Origin of the sequence: Pseudomonas extremorientalis, from assembly GCF_024584605.1 — a bacterium.
Lineage (GTDB): Bacteria > Pseudomonadota > Gammaproteobacteria > Pseudomonadales > Pseudomonadaceae > Aquipseudomonas > Aquipseudomonas extremorientalis.
In genome coordinates, this window is the sequence record NZ_CP089519.1 from 3,903,153 (window position 1) to 3,916,526 (window position 13,374).

Annotated in this window: 16 protein-coding genes; 2 read left to right on the forward strand and 14 right to left on the reverse strand. The window is 64.0% G+C overall.

Translation table 11 applies throughout. The annotated features are described in order from the left end of the window. Positions 1-5: 5 nt before the first annotated feature. The 4 genes from bufA2 to LUU92_RS17460 are packed head-to-tail and all read right to left on the reverse strand — an operon-like array spanning position 6 to position 1,761. The gene (bufA2, locus tag LUU92_RS17445; RefSeq protein ID WP_016979675.1) at positions 6-278 is read right to left on the reverse strand and encodes a BufA2 family periplasmic bufferin-type metallophore; all 273 of its coding nucleotides are present in this window, start codon (positions 276-278) and stop codon (positions 6-8) included. A 26-nt stretch (positions 279-304) separates the two neighbouring features. Then, the gene (locus LUU92_RS17450) at positions 305-1,066 is read right to left on the reverse strand and encodes an alpha/beta fold hydrolase (protein WP_071491921.1); all 762 of its coding nucleotides are present in this window, start codon (positions 1,064-1,066) and stop codon (positions 305-307) included. 18 nt (positions 1,067-1,084) lie between these two features. After that, positions 1,085-1,492: a DoxX family protein gene (locus LUU92_RS17455; RefSeq protein ID WP_257102398.1), complete on the reverse strand. Its 408-nt coding sequence runs from the start codon at positions 1,490-1,492 to the stop codon at positions 1,085-1,087. After that, on the reverse strand, positions 1,489-1,761 hold the full coding sequence (locus LUU92_RS17460) for a BufA1 family periplasmic bufferin-type metallophore (protein ID WP_257102399.1): 273 nt from the start codon (positions 1,759-1,761) through the stop codon (positions 1,489-1,491). Before LUU92_RS17460 ends, LUU92_RS17455 begins: the two co-directional genes overlap by 4 nt. A gap of 574 nt (positions 1,762-2,335) precedes the next feature. On the opposite strand from LUU92_RS17460, the gene LUU92_RS17465 reads away from it, so the two are divergent. Continuing rightward, on the forward strand, positions 2,336-5,152 hold the full coding sequence (locus LUU92_RS17465; RefSeq protein ID WP_071492041.1) for an ATP-binding protein: 2,817 nt from the start codon (positions 2,336-2,338) through the stop codon (positions 5,150-5,152). 213 nt (positions 5,153-5,365) lie between these two features. Then, positions 5,366-5,788 (forward strand): hypothetical protein, encoded by a 423-nt coding sequence (locus LUU92_RS17470; RefSeq protein ID WP_222541548.1) that lies wholly within the window; start codon positions 5,366-5,368, stop codon positions 5,786-5,788. A 32-nt stretch (positions 5,789-5,820) separates the two neighbouring features. Here LUU92_RS17470 and LUU92_RS17475 read toward each other — a convergent pair whose 3' ends face one another. Genes LUU92_RS17475 through sctJ form a run of 10 tightly spaced genes read right to left on the reverse strand, consistent with a single transcriptional unit; the run spans position 5,821 to position 13,374 of the window. Continuing rightward, entirely contained in the window at positions 5,821-6,867 is a 1,047-nt protein-coding gene (locus LUU92_RS17475) for an EscU/YscU/HrcU family type III secretion system export apparatus switch protein (RefSeq protein WP_071491924.1), read from the reverse strand. Positions 6,868-6,870: 3 nt separating this feature from the next. Next, positions 6,871-7,683, reverse strand: coding sequence for a type III secretion system export apparatus subunit SctT (gene sctT, locus LUU92_RS17480; protein WP_071491925.1), 813 nt, complete (start codon positions 7,681-7,683; stop codon positions 6,871-6,873). A 6-nt stretch (positions 7,684-7,689) separates the two neighbouring features. Then, entirely contained in the window at positions 7,690-7,959 is a 270-nt protein-coding gene (locus LUU92_RS17485; RefSeq protein ID WP_071491926.1) for an EscS/YscS/HrcS family type III secretion system export apparatus protein, read from the reverse strand. Between the two features lie 10 nt (positions 7,960-7,969). Further along, complete coding sequence (sctR, locus tag LUU92_RS17490) at positions 7,970-8,623, reverse strand: type III secretion system export apparatus subunit SctR (RefSeq protein ID WP_017137580.1); 654 nt, start codon at positions 8,621-8,623, stop codon at positions 7,970-7,972. Next, on the reverse strand, positions 8,620-9,621 hold the full coding sequence (gene sctQ / locus LUU92_RS17495; protein WP_257102400.1) for a type III secretion system cytoplasmic ring protein SctQ: 1,002 nt from the start codon (positions 9,619-9,621) through the stop codon (positions 8,620-8,622). The genes sctR and sctQ overlap by 4 nt, the downstream gene beginning before the upstream one ends. Then, complete coding sequence (locus LUU92_RS17500) at positions 9,618-10,064, reverse strand: hypothetical protein (protein WP_071491928.1); 447 nt, start codon at positions 10,062-10,064, stop codon at positions 9,618-9,620. The genes sctQ and LUU92_RS17500 overlap by 4 nt, the downstream gene beginning before the upstream one ends. A gap of 16 nt (positions 10,065-10,080) precedes the next feature. After that, on the reverse strand, positions 10,081-11,403 hold the full coding sequence (locus LUU92_RS17505) for a FliI/YscN family ATPase (protein WP_071491929.1): 1,323 nt from the start codon (positions 11,401-11,403) through the stop codon (positions 10,081-10,083). Then, on the reverse strand, positions 11,400-11,984 hold the full coding sequence (gene sctL, locus LUU92_RS17510; RefSeq protein ID WP_071491930.1) for a type III secretion system stator protein SctL: 585 nt from the start codon (positions 11,982-11,984) through the stop codon (positions 11,400-11,402). Before sctL ends, LUU92_RS17505 begins: the two co-directional genes overlap by 4 nt. Beyond that, a complete protein-coding gene (locus LUU92_RS17515) occupies positions 11,981-12,595 on the reverse strand; it encodes a type III secretion protein (protein ID WP_093123912.1) in 615 nt (204 codons plus the stop codon). The genes sctL and LUU92_RS17515 overlap by 4 nt, the downstream gene beginning before the upstream one ends. Further along, positions 12,592-13,374, reverse strand: coding sequence for a type III secretion system inner membrane ring lipoprotein SctJ (gene sctJ / locus LUU92_RS17520; RefSeq protein ID WP_093512805.1), 783 nt, complete (start codon positions 13,372-13,374; stop codon positions 12,592-12,594). Before sctJ ends, LUU92_RS17515 begins: the two co-directional genes overlap by 4 nt.

Genomic DNA, 13,374 nt, shown 5'->3' on the forward strand with positions numbered 1-13,374 from the left:
GTGGATTACTTCGGTTCGGTCAAGGTGCCACCGGCCTTGAGGCACTCGGACGGGGTCTTGACGATCACGCCTTCGCCCTTGCAGCTGTTGAGACCCTTGCAGTCGTTCTTGGCGGTGGCACACAGGCTGGTGCCTTTACAGGTGTTGACGCCGTAGCAGCGGCCGGGTTTTTCCTGTTGGTCGGCGGCGCTGGCGGCGGTGGCGAATGAGGCCGAGGCCATGGCGATAAGGGCGGCAGCGGCAGCGAGGCTCAGGCGGGATTTGAGTGCAGTGTTCATGGGTGTTTCTCCAGGGTTGGGGTGAATTACTTGATAACGGAAGCAGCGTCTTCGATGACCTTCGCCACAGCCTCGGGCTGGGAGATGTACACCGAGTGGCTGGCCTTGATTTCGGTGACCTTGGAACCGGCACGCTTGTACATCCAGCGCTGCAGGTCGGGGCTCAGGGCTCGGTCTTCGGTGGAGACCACCGCGTAGGTCGGCTTTTTGTGCCAGGCCGCGGCCCACACGGTGCCGCCGAACAGGGCAGTGGTCGCGGGCACCTGGGACGCGGCCATGAAGTCGGTGCGGTTGGTGGTCAGGTCGGCGGCAAAGTCGGCGTTGAACCTGGCACGGTCGAAGAACAGGTGACCGTCGCGGCTCTGCTTGATGTCATCGCTGGGCGCCGGCATGGAGCCGATCAACTGGGCCATGTTCTCGCCCACTTCCGGTTGCAGCGCCGACACGTAGACCAGCGACTTGACCTTGTCGCGGTCGCCGGCAATCGAGATCACCCCGCCACCGGAACTGTGACCCACCAGCACCACCGGGCCGACTTGCTGCTCCAGCACTTCGCGCGCCTCGGCCACGTCGGCGGCCAGGTTCTCGTGGCCCTGGTGCACCACCGTGACCTTGTAGCCCTTGTGAATCAGGATGTCGTGCACCACACGCCAGCCGGAGCCGTCGACAAACGAACCGGGCACGATCACCACGCTTTTACCGGTGCCGGGCTGCGGGGCATCCGCGGCCTGGGCCAGCATCGGAACGGTCAAGGCCATGGCAATGGCCAGGGAAGAAAGCATACGCATGGGAAATCTCCATCAAAGTTAAGAACGTTTGCCCAGCATCAGGCGGTCCAGCGACCAGGCCCCACCGCCATAAGCCAGCAGCGGCAACAACAGCCCCGCCCAGGTCAGGTGCACCGGCCAGGCATCGGGGTACACAAACACCTCGATCACCAGGGTCATGCCCAGTAGCGCGGCGGCGGACGGACGGGTCAGCAGGCCCAGCACCAGCAACAGCGGGAACAGGTGCTCGGCGTAGGTCGCCAGGTGCGCCGCCCACTCCGGCGGAATCAGCGGCAAGGCGTACTCCGAGCGGAACAGCGTGTAGGTCGACGGCTTGAGTTCAATCAACCCGGTGACCTTGGTGCGTCCCGACAGAAAGAACACCGCCGCGATCGCCACCCGCGCCACCAGCAACAGCAGGGCTTCGGGCAGCAGGCGCTGGATCACGGTTGCTCCGTGAGGCTGCCGAAGCCTTTAGGGGTCTTGATCTGGGTGCAGGTGCCTTTGTCCACCAGCACCCAGGCGTTGCCCTGATAGTCGGTGGTGGCGGTGCCGGCACACGAGGCGCCTTTGCCGGCGGCGCAATCGTTGGCACCGGCGAGGGACACGCCAAAGCATTTTTCCTGGGGCTTGGGCTCGTCGGCGTGAGCCACGGCCGCGAAGGCGCTGAGGGACAGCGCAAGGGTTGCCGCGAGGGCTGCGTAAGGACGCTTCATAAGATGAGTCTCCTGGCTTGACTGAGGGTGGCCAGGGCGCTTGGGGTCGGTGACCGCCTGCGCCAGCTGGTGAGCAGAGTTAAAGCCAGGCGTGTATCCGCTCTGTGTCGCGAACGCGACAGAACGTCATGCAGGTGTATCAGGATGGTGCAGGGATACAGTTCGATACACAGTCAATAAAACAGTGCCAAAACCCCGGCGCTTTATTCGGCATCCCGAACGACACAATTAGAAATATTCGCCTTTCCGAACGAAGGCCCTCCCCTGTCGTCGACGACCGCAAAAATCACCATAAATTTCATGCGGTTGTTGTCATGTTTGTTACATGCCAACTGGCATACATTCTGCTTTATCAGTATTTCTAGTAATAAAATGTTTCAGCTCTGAGACAGTCTCATCCCCTGAAACAGGCTCCGTGACGTCACCATAAAAACGACCACGCCCCAAAGGAGGGCAGCCTTTAACACGGTTGATCGACATCATTTTTCCAAGACTGCTGCTGCACATCTGTACCCCAAAAAGGGCGAATGGCCTGATCGCCAATAACAAGCCTGACTATAAAAAGGACGATTTGATGAGCTCGAGCAAGAACCACGCAGTGTCCTTCCTGGACGCAGACCATCCCGCGCCGGCCGCCCCTGACAGCACCCTGGGCTTTGGCCCCTATCTATTACTGGCCAAGCAGCATGTGTTGTTGCGCAACGGCGTGCCGGTCACCCTGGGCAGTCGCGCGCTCTACCTGTTGATTGCCCTGGTGACCCGTGCGGGAGAATTGCTGGAGAAGGCCGAACTGATCGCCTTCGCCTGGCCCAAGGTGGTGGTGGAAGAATGCAACCTGCGCGCACAGATCGTCGCGCTGCGCCGCGCGCTGGGTGACGATGGCAACTGCAGTTATATCGTCACCGTGCCGGGCCGCGGCTATCGCTTTGTCGCCCCCGTCACCGTACAGGCGGCCAGTGAAGAGCACCTGCCCGCGCCCTATGTGCGTGTGGATGAGCCCAACCTGCCGACGCCGACGGCTGAGGTGATCGGCCGCGACGCCTTGATCGCCAGCCTGGCCGACCAGGTCATGAGCCAGCGCTTCGTGACCCTCACCGGCCCCGGCGGAATCGGCAAGACCACCGTGGCCATGGCGGTGGCGCAGCGCCTGGCCGGTGAACTCAATCTGGGCACGTGCTTCGTCGACCTGGCCCCCGCCACTGGCGGGCAATGGGTGGCCGGCATGCTCGCCAGTGCATTGGGTATCCAGACCGTCAGCGCAGACCCGCTGCACTGTGTGGTCGCCAGCCTGGCCAACCGCCGTTTGCTGCTGGTGCTCGATAATTGCGAACACGTACTGCCGGCCACCGCCGACGTGGTCGAAATCCTGCTGCGCAGCGCCCCGCAATGCTGTGTGCTTACCACCAGCCGCGAACCGCTGCGTGCACACGGCGAACGGGTGCATGACCTGGCGCCGCTGGAGGTGCCCGACGCACACGCCCACCTCAGCGCCCAGCAAGCCCTGGCATGGTCCGGCGTGCGTCTGTTTGTGGAACGCGTACGCGCCCTCGACCCGGGTTTTGTGTTCACCGACGCCGACGTCGCGGCCGTCAGTGCGATCTGCCGCAAACTCGACAGCAACGCGCTGGCGATCGAGATCGCCGCCGCCCGCGTGCGCACCTTTGGCATCCAGGACCTGGTGGGCCTGCTCGACGGCAGCTTCCGCCTGCAAATGACTGGCCGGCGTACCGCCCTCGCCCGGCACCGTTCCCTGAGCGCGACCCTGGACTGGACCTACGCCATGCTCAGCGACGACGAACAGGCCATGCTGCGCCAGCTCGCGGTGTTCACTGGTTCCTTCACCCTGGAGGCGGTCAAGACGATGACAGCCTCCAGCCGCCTGGCCCCACGCAACGCCCTGCCCTTGCTCGAAAGCCTGATGGACAAGTCGCTGCTGATCGCCAGCGAATCCACCGTGCCCAAGCACTACCGCCTGCTGGAAACCACCCGCGCCTACGCCCTGGAAAAACTCGACGAACAGGGCGAAACCCGTACCACTTGCCAGCGTCATGCGCGCTATGCGCTCGGCGTGCTGCAGGAAGCCGGGCGAACCCTGGATGGCTTGTCGCCAGGCACCTGGCTGGCCCTCTACGCTGCGCAGATCAATACCATCCGGGCAGCCCTCGACTGGGCCTACTCGCCCACCGGCGACCTGTCCCTGGGCATCGAATTGACCCTGGGCGGCGTGCCGTTGTGGCTGCGGGTGTCCTTGATCAGCGAGTGCCGCAGTTGGGTCGACAAAGGCCTGGCCAGCGACGCCCTCATCCCGCTGCCCTTACGCCAGCGCATGTTGTTGCATACGGCCCTGGCCAGCGTGCTGATGCTCACCTACGGCACCGGCGGCCCGATGCGCGACGCCTGGCGCCAGGTATGCGAAGACGCCCGCGACCTCGGCGATGCCGAGCACAAGTTGCGTGCCCTGTGGGGTCTGTGGACCGACCGCTGCGGCTGCAACCAGTACACCGAAGCCCTGGAACTGGCCGAGCGCTACATCGCGCTGAACAGCAGCGGCAGCCAACAATTGCTCGGCAAGCGCATGCGTGCCGTGGCGCTGTTCCATATGGGTGACCTGATGGGGGCACGGCAGAACATCGATGAAGCCCTGGGCTCGCCGTCGGCACCGCGTTCGCACATCATCGACCTGCAATTCGACCAACGCATCGCCGCCCGCTGCCTCAAGGCCAAGGTGCAGTTGCTTGAAGGCGATGTCGACCCGGCGCTGCGCCTGATCGGCAGTTGCGTCGACGAAGCCATCTCCCTCGAACACCCCGCGACCCTCTGGTACACCCTGTGCCTGGGTGCCATACCCCTGGCACTGTTGGCATCCAACCTGCCGAAAGTGCGCTATTACCTGGGCCTGCTGCAAGACAGCACCACCGGCCAGGACCTGCATATCTGGCGGCAATTTCGCCTGTGTTTCGAAAACATCCTGCTGATCCGCGAAGGCGCCCCGGAAACCGGCGTGCCGCAACTGGGCGAAGCCTTGCACCACTTGCAAGGCCAGGGCGACAGCCAGCTCTACAGCCTGCTGCGCTGTGAGTACGCCCTGGGCCTGGCGCGCCTGGGCCTGGAAAAACTCGCCCTGGAAGTGCTCGAAGACACCCTGCAATTGGCCCTCGGCCGCCATGAACGTTGGTTCGTGCCGCAAATACTGCGGATCAAGGCGCAACTGATCCTGCGCCAGGCGCACTACGGCTCGGTGGACAAGGCCACCGTGCTGCTGCGCCAGGCCTGGGTGGACGCGCAGTTGGCGGGCGCGCATTTTTGGCGGGCGCAGATCGCGACCGACCTGGCGCGGTTGCAGGAACCCAAGTTGCGCATCGCCTCGTTGCCGCGGCTCCAGCACCGGTAGTGATTGAACACGGGATGAATCGCACAAGCTTTTACAGCGGTGAAATGACCCTGTCAGGCAGACCAGGATAAGTACTCGCTCAAACCGTCGGAGTGGACCAACGACAACCACGACGTAGGAATTGATTGAACCCAGCAGTAAGAAATGGAACTGATGGAGGCGCTCTGGACACTCATGATCGGCTTCCGTCCCGGCCAATGAAGGACCCTACCTATGTTTCCATTTCTTGCTGCAATCATTCCCGCCTTGATTGGCGCTGGCAAAGCAATCGCTGTCGGTGCCGTCACCGGTGTGGCCACTGCCGGCGCCACCTACGGCACAGGTAAAGCGATTAAAGCCATAGCAGGTGAAAAGACAGCTAAACCAGCACCCGACAAGGAACCAGCCGCCGCGCCCCCCAAAAAACCGCCAGTATCGCTTGAGCCGTCCTGGAAAGCCCTGAAAAACGAGGTCCCCGAACATCTGCGCCTCCCGGAAAAACCTGCCGTGAAAGAGGCGACCTCTGTCGATTCACCTGGACCGGCAGTCGATACCGCCCTCGAAAAGGCGCCAACAGTCGTAGGCGCTGCCAATCCGGTTGCGCCTGTCTTACCCGTTGTGGCGGCGGCCCCAACCTCTGGAGCCATGCGCGTCTGATCTGAAGTAAAGGCGATGACACCACCTTTACTTCAGATCAGACGGGCTGCCACCAACCAGTCCGCTACTGCCTGGAATGCGGCATCAGGTACCGGGTCGCCAGCCACCGCCTTTTTTGCGATGTCCGCTGCCAGGGTTTTGTCCGGCGCATGGGGAATCCCCAGGTCATACGCCTCCTGCAGCATCAACAACGCCTCCTCCGGGGAGGCCCGGCACACGATCACCGGCACCGGCGTTTCCCCGCGCACATAACGCACGCCAACCACCCAACCGTCGGTGGTGCCGATCATCAAGGACGCACGGCCCAAACCCAACTTGGTCGCCAGAGCCTGCATCTCGTTGCGCTGGCGGCGGCGTTCGCTTTTGATCAGCGGGTCGCCGTCGATGTCCTTGCGTTCGCGCTTGGTCTCGCTGCGGGTCATCTTCATGTCGCGGCCGAACAGCCAGCGTTGCATCATCACGTCCACCCCGCCCACCAGGATGAATGCGCACAGCACGGTAAACACCAGCGGCTTGAGCACCAGGAAGAATGTCGACTGCATGCACTCGGCACCGCAGCGCGACGACTCCATCAGCGCCTGCAATGCATGCTTGCCCACCACGTAGAACGCGATTGCCAGCACCTGCACCTTGATCAGGCCCTTGATGAACTCCACCAGGTTGCGCAGCGCAAAGATCTTCTTCATGCCCTCCGCCGGGTTGATGCGTTTGAACTCGGGTTTGATCGGGTCCGTGGAGAACACAAACCCGCGCATAGTGATGATATTGGTCAGGATCACCACGCCGGTGGTCACCGCCATCACCGGCAACGTGATGCCGATCACCAGTTGCTCGGCATGGTCGAGCACCCGTGGCCACACCGTGGCGAACGGTTCGACGTAGATCAGCGCGGTGAGGTCGATCAGCGCCGTGACCTGGGCCTTGGCCCGTGGCGCCAGAACGGAAATGCACAGTGTGCAGAACAGGATGACCATGCCCGACACCAGGTCCTGGCTCTTGGCAACCTGGCCCTTTTTGCGTGCGTCCTGGAGCTTCTTGTCCGTGGCCGGCTGGGATTTTTCTTCGCTGGTATCGGCCATGGGCTACTCCATGCCGGCCAGGGTCTTGAGCAGTTCGACCGTGCCGCGAAACTCCGCCAGTTGGTCGAGCATCAGCGGGATCAGGAAGCCGATGTAGACCACCATCAGGATCGTGAAAAACAGGTTTTTCACCGGCAGCGACAGGTCGAAGATATGCAGGTTCGGCGCCATGCGCGACAGGTAGGCGAGCATCAGGTCGGTCACCAGCAGTGCGATCAGCAACGGCGAGACCATCAGCACGCCGACGCGCATGATCTGGTCAAGGATCGACAACACCGCCAGCAGCGCCGAGCTGGCGAACACCGGCGTGAACGCGGTGACCGGCCAGAGCTGGTAGCTGTGGTAATAGCCGTCGACCATCAGGATGAACCCGCCGGACATGAAGAACAGCGTGATCAGCATCACCGTGAGCAGGGTCGCCATCACGCTGGATTCCCCGGACGACAGCGGGTCCACCAGTTGCGCCATGGTCGAGCCGCGTTGCAGGTCGATCAACTCCCCCGCCACCTCGGCGGCCCAGAACGGAATGCCGAACAGCAGGCCGATCAAAATACCGATCAGGAACTCCTTGATCAGCAACCCGGCGATAAACAGGCTGCCGTGCTCCGGCATCGATGTCAGCGCGTCGAACACCGGGAAGAACATCGGGATGGAAATCGCCACGGCCACACAGCCGCGAATCATGCCGGTGAGGCCCAGGCGGTTGAACGCCGGGGTGATCACCACCACGCCCATGGCACGGCAAGCGGCAAGCGACGCGGAGCTGATCACCGGGTAGGCGACTTCGAGGAACTGCGCGGTCAGGCTGGCATCCATGGGCGGTCAGCGCGTCCACATCGCAAAGTTGTCCAGCACCTGGCCGCCGAGTTCCGCCACCTGCCCGGCGAGCACCGGCCCCAGGAACACGATGGTCAGCAACACCGCGACCAGCTTCACCACCTGGGGTAATGTCTGGTCCTGGATCTGCGTCAGCGCCTGGAACAGGCCCACGCTCAAGCCCACGATAATCGCCACGCCCAGCGCCGGTGCGGAGAGCATCAGCACCGTCATCAGCGCCTGTTTCATCAATGACAGGAATACGTCCTGGCCCATGGATCGTGCCTCAGCCGTAACTCAGAATCAAACCGTGCATCAAGCGCGACCAGCCGCTCAGGGACACGAATAAAAAAATCTTCAGCGGAATGGAGATCAGGTTCGGCGAGACCATCGACATGCCCATGGCCATCAGCACGTTGGACACCAGCAAGTCCACCACCAGGAACGGGATGTACAGCAGAAAGCCGATCTCGAAGGCGCGGGTCAGTTCCGAGCTGACGAACGCCGGGATCAGCACCACTAGGTCGTCGTCACGCAAATCGGCGCGTGCTTCAGGCGACCAGATGGTCTCGGTGGCCTGCACGAAAAAACCGCGTTCGGACTCATTGGCAAACCGCTTCAGGTGCGCTTGCAACGGTGGACGCAATGCATCGCCCAAATCCTTGAGTTGCTCCACATGCTCGATGTTGAGGTCGCGCCCCTCCACCTGCCGGTACATGTCGCCAATCAACGGCGTGGTCACGTACACCGACAGGATCAACGCAATGCCGTACAGCACCAGGTTCGGCGGCGTCTGTTGCACGCCAAGGGCGTTACGGATCAGGAACAGCACCACCGAGATCTTCATGAACCCGGTGAGTGTCACCACCGCCAGCGGGATCAGCCCGATCGTCGCAACGACCAGGATGATCTCGATCAGGTTCGGCTGATAACCGGTCATGGGGTGGCAAAACTCAGCAGGCGCACACCCAGGCCGTCACCGATTTTCACCAGTTGACCCTGGCCGACGCGACGGCCGTTGACCATCAGGTCGACGCTGTCCACACCCGGCGTGTCGAGCTGCAACAGGCTGCCGGCGCCCAGTTCACGCAACTGCGCCAGGGTCAGTTCCAGGCTGCCCACCTGGCACACCAGTTTCAACGGCAGGTCATCCAGCGCAACGGCGGCATCAACATCAGTCATGGGGTTCTCCGGTTCCACAAAGGGGGCTTTCAAGGCTTCCTGCAGGCGCAGGACTTCGCCCTGGTATTGGCAGCGCGCCTGCAGGCGGCCATCGAGGTCGAGCAACAGGCCCGGGCCTTGCTCCAGCATCAGCACATCACCGGGGCGCAGGCTGCGCAGTTCACCGAGGGACAGCCACTGGCGCCCCGCCACCACCGCCAGGGTCTGCCGCAGGCCTGGCAAGGGGTCGGGTTCGACCTCGGCGTATTGCGCTAGCAGTTGCGTGACCAGTACGGCGGCGCTTTCGCTCAGGTCCAACTGGGCGCTCATCGCGGGCTGGTTGCCGAAGGTCAATTCCAGCGCCAGCCGCAGGGCAAACACGCCCTGCTCATCACCGGCTTCGAGCACCTGCAGCGGGTGACCGAGCAACGGCTCCAGGCTTTCGATCAGGTCGAGCAACGCCAGCTCCAGCAACAACGCGCGCGGCAGCGCAGGCAACGGCTGCACATCGAACGGCAGCGCCAACGGCAGCATCAGTTGCTCCAGCGCCGCAGCGGGCAAACTCAGGCGCATCGCGGCACCGCCAAGCGACAGCGGCACATGACGCGGCGCGTCAAGGCGGCGCGCTGCGGCGGCCCAGCTCACGCGCAAGTCCTGCCCGCCGCAACGGCCCTGCCAGGGACGGCAGCGGCGGTGCAACTGGTTGTGCAGAGCCAGTAACGCCGGGTCGTAGTGGGTCAGCCACGGCGACAGCGAATCGGCAAGGGCTGGAATCATGTGCCGGCGCCTTCATCACGCAGCTCGCCCACCCGGCGCTCGGCGCTTTCACGGCCCTCAAGCAGGCTTTGCCAGGCCTCGGACTGGCGCTGGCGGCTCAGGCGCTCCTGACGGAACACATCGCGCTCGCGCTCCTGGCTTCGCAGCGTGGTGGACACGTGAGCCACATCGTTTTCCAGTTGCTGCTGGTCATCCGACAGGCCGCGCAGGCGATCCTGGGCGGCCTGCCAACTGGCGACCGACAGGCCTTCGGTCAGGGACGCATAAACCTGCCGCGCTTCTTCGGCAATCGCCTCACGGTGCAGGCGCAATTGCTCCTTGGCGTCAGTCAGCACACCGTGGGTCTGCTCGCAGCGTTGCTGCTGCGCGGCCAGTTGGCTGGCGGCCCGCTGTTCACGCAACACCCGCAGGGTTTGCAGGGTGCGTAGTTGTTGGGTTTTCATTGGATTTGCTCCTTGTTCATGCCAGTACCCGGCGCATGTGGGCCAGGGTCTGTTCCAGGTTGCTCGGCTCACCCGCGTTCTGGCGCAGGAAGGCTTCGATAGCGGCGTGGCGGTTGATCGCTTCATCGGCCAAAGGATCGCTGCCGGCGGAGTACTCCCCCACGCGGATCAGCATTTCGATCTCGCCATACCGCGCCATCAATTCACGCATGCGCATCGCCAGCCGCTTGTGCTCTTCACCGGCGACCTGCTCCATCAAACGGCTGCGACTGCGCAACACATCCACCGCCGGAAAGTAGTTGCGCTGGGCCAACTCGGCGCTCAAGACGATGTGACCGTCGAGGATCGAACGGGCCTCTTCGGCCACCGGATCGCTGGCGGCATCACCCTCGGTCAGCACGGTGTACAGCGCGGTAATGCTGCCGGTGGGCCCGGGGCCGGCGCGTTCCAGCAAACGCGGCAAGGCCGAAAAGAACGACGGCGGATAACCGCGCCGGGTCGGCGGCTCGCCCACCGCCAGGCCGATCTCGCGCTGGGCCCGGGCGAAACGCGTGAGGCTGTCCATCAACAGCAATACGTTGCGGCCCTGGTCGCGGTGGTACTCGGCCAGGGTGGTGGCGACAAACGCCGCACGCACCCGCTCGGCCGCCGGGCGATCCGAAGTGGCAACCACCGCCACCGTGCGCGCACGGGCCTGGGCGTCGAGCTGCACATCGAGCAATTCACGCACTTCCCGGCCCCGCTCGCCGATCAGGCCGATCACGATCACATCGGCTTCGCTGTTGCGGATGATGCTGGCGAGCAGCGACGACTTGCCCACACCGGGCTCACCGAAGATGCCCATGCGTTGGCCCTGGGCCAGGGTCAGCAGGCCATCGATGGAGCGAATGCCCAGGGCCATGGAACGCACGATCAACTGTCGCGAAAACGCTGCCGGGGGTTCAGCGTGCAGCGGGTAGTGCTGCAAGGCCACGGTCGGCGGCATGCCGTCGCCGTCGAGGAAATCGCCCATGGGGCTGATGACCCGGCCGAGCTGCGCATCCCCGACGGCCACGCCCAGGGTCTCGCCGGTGGCGGTGATTTGGGTGCGCGTGGACAGGCCTTCCATGGAGCCGATGGGCGACAGGATGGCCTCGTCACCGTCAAAACCGATCACCTCGGCGCTCAGGCTGCGGGCGCTGCCGGGGTCGCGCAGCTGGCACAGCTCACCGATGCTCGCCCCGGCCACACTGGCGCGCAGCAATACACCGCGAATGCTCAGCACGGTGCCGTGCATGGGCCGCGGGCGCGCCTGGGCCAGGCGCTCGCAGAGGCGTGGCAGCAGCTGTTCCAGGTTCATGCCAGGCCCTCTTCGGCAAAGGGCAACAGGCTGCGACGCAGGTTCTGCAATTGGGCTTCGAGGCCCAGCTCCACGGAGCCGGCCGGGCTGTTCAGGCGAGCCTGTCCGGCGCTCAGCTGTTCATCCGCATCCACCGCGATTGCCAATCCCTCCAGCTTGAGGCGTTGGCGCAGGGCGTCCACGTCCGCCGGCGGCACCCACAAGGTCAGGGCCTGGTCCTGGCGAAACGCACTCAACGCCTGGCGGGTACTGCGCACCACACGCTCGGCGTTGTCCAACTCCCCCAGCACTTCGTGCACGATACCCAGGGCCAGGTCGACCAGGGACGTTTCCAGACTGCTCAAGTAATGCTGCACCTGGGCTTGGGTAGCGAGCAGCAGTTGCGCCACCTGTTCAGCGCCGGCTTGCCGGGCACTTTCAAAGCCCTCTGCGCGGGCACTGCTCAGCCATTGCTCGCTGTCGGCGCGGATCTGCTCGGCCTGCGCCTTGGCCGCTTGCAGGAAGGCAAAGCCATCGCTCCACAACGCGGCGTCTTCGGCGCGCAGGATGCGGGCGGTGGGACGGCTTGGCAGTTCACTCATGGCGTGATCTCCTCGGCCAGCAGGCACGCAGCGGCGGCCTGGACGATTTCCAGGTCGCGCGGTACACGGGCGCCGTGGCCCTGGGGAAAGGCAAAGCGCAAACGCAGCCAGCCCTGCCAGTCGGCGTGCTGGGCGTGCAGCCAGGCCGCGACACAGCCTTGGCCATCGCGGTCGACGGCGTCGACCAACTCGACCGGCTCGCGCAGCAGATCCGCCGCACCACCGAGTTGGCGCAAGGCCAGGGCACTCACGAAGACCTCAGCGCCCAGGCCTTCGCGCAATTCGTTGACCACCTCGCGACGGATCTCGCGGCTCAGGGTCGGGGCGTGCCAGATGGCGCCGCACAACCTCGGCAAGCGGGCAAACTGTGCCGGCGACAACAACAGCACCGCCAAGTCCGCCGCCATCGGCGTGGTCAATTGCGCCATGGGTGCCAGTTGATAATGACTGACCAACAACTGCTCCAGGCGCTGGCGAAAGCGTGGCTGGCCCTGCATCGCCTGCAGCACGGCGTCTGGCAATTCATCGGCAAAACATGCACCCAGGCTCGGCCCGCGCACAAACCGCAGCGGCTCGGCAATCAGCCCCTGCCAGCGTTCGAACAAACTCATTCACCCTCCTTGAGCACATACAACGCCTGGGACTGACGACGTGCCCACTGCTGACGGGCGAGCACACCCACCGCACCGAGTGCGATCAGCAACAAGGCCCCGAACATCAGCCGCGCCTGGGCCAGGTTGTCTTCCAGCAGCCACAGGCCCATGAAGCGCGCCAGGCGCGGTTGCGCCGGGTTCTGGCTGATGGCGACGGCGGCCTTGATCGCCGTCACCGAAACGCCGTCGTAACTCAGCCCGGAGATACCGTTGGCGACCAGAGTCTTGATCTGCGGGATCAGCGTATTGATGTCGGTGCCCGGGTCGTAACGCACCAGTACCGAGGCCGATGACGGCGAGATCACGCGCTTGAGCAGGTCGTTGTCCGGCAGCACCACGTGCACGCGGGCAGCGACGATGCCGTCGATCTGCGACACCGAATGCGAAAGCTCTTCGCTGAGCGCATAGATCATCTGCGCCCGCTCCTGCACCGGCGACGACACCAGGCCATTGCCCTTGAACACCTCGCCCATGTTGGAAAAACTCTGCTGCGGCAGGCCGGCGTTGTCGAGCAGGGTCATGGCTTCGGCAAAGCGTGACTCATCGACCACCACCTTGAGCTGGCCGTTGTCCTGGGCCTTGCGCTCGGCCGGGACGCCACCGCGCAGCAGTACCGCGACCATGGCGTTGGCGTCGCGCTCGCTGAGGTTGGTGTAGAGGTCGGTGTTGCACGCCTGCAACAGGCTGGCGAGCAGGCCGATCAGCAACAGGCGCAGCGCACGGTTTGGGCTTGGCAT

Coding starts and splice junctions, on each gene's coding strand:
- bufA2 (WP_016979675.1), bottom strand. CDS start 278: ATGAACACTGCACTCAAATCCCGCCTGAGCCTCGCTGCCGCTGCCGCC.
- LUU92_RS17450 (WP_071491921.1), bottom strand. CDS start 1,066: ATGCGTATGCTTTCTTCCCTGGCCATTGCCATGGCCTTGACCGTTCCG.
- LUU92_RS17460 (WP_257102399.1), bottom strand. CDS start 1,761: ATGAAGCGTCCTTACGCAGCCCTCGCGGCAACCCTTGCGCTGTCCCTC.
- LUU92_RS17465 (WP_071492041.1), top strand. CDS start 2,336: ATGAGCTCGAGCAAGAACCACGCAGTGTCCTTCCTGGACGCAGACCAT.
- LUU92_RS17470 (WP_222541548.1), top strand. CDS start 5,366: ATGTTTCCATTTCTTGCTGCAATCATTCCCGCCTTGATTGGCGCTGGC.
- LUU92_RS17475 (WP_071491924.1), bottom strand. CDS start 6,867: ATGGCCGATACCAGCGAAGAAAAATCCCAGCCGGCCACGGACAAGAAG.
- sctT (WP_071491925.1), bottom strand. CDS start 7,683: ATGGATGCCAGCCTGACCGCGCAGTTCCTCGAAGTCGCCTACCCGGTG.
- LUU92_RS17485 (WP_071491926.1), bottom strand. CDS start 7,959: ATGGGCCAGGACGTATTCCTGTCATTGATGAAACAGGCGCTGATGACG.
- sctR (WP_017137580.1), bottom strand. CDS start 8,623: ATGACCGGTTATCAGCCGAACCTGATCGAGATCATCCTGGTCGTTGCG.
- sctQ (WP_257102400.1), bottom strand. CDS start 9,621: ATGATTCCAGCCCTTGCCGATTCGCTGTCGCCGTGGCTGACCCACTAC.
- LUU92_RS17500 (WP_071491928.1), bottom strand. CDS start 10,064: ATGAAAACCCAACAACTACGCACCCTGCAAACCCTGCGGGTGTTGCGT.
- LUU92_RS17505 (WP_071491929.1), bottom strand. CDS start 11,403: ATGAACCTGGAACAGCTGCTGCCACGCCTCTGCGAGCGCCTGGCCCAG.
- sctL (WP_071491930.1), bottom strand. CDS start 11,984: ATGAGTGAACTGCCAAGCCGTCCCACCGCCCGCATCCTGCGCGCCGAA.
- LUU92_RS17515 (WP_093123912.1), bottom strand. CDS start 12,595: ATGAGTTTGTTCGAACGCTGGCAGGGGCTGATTGCCGAGCCGCTGCGG.
- sctJ (WP_093512805.1), bottom strand. CDS start 13,374: ATGCCAAGCCCAAACCGTGCGCTGCGCCTGTTGCTGATCGGCCTGCTC.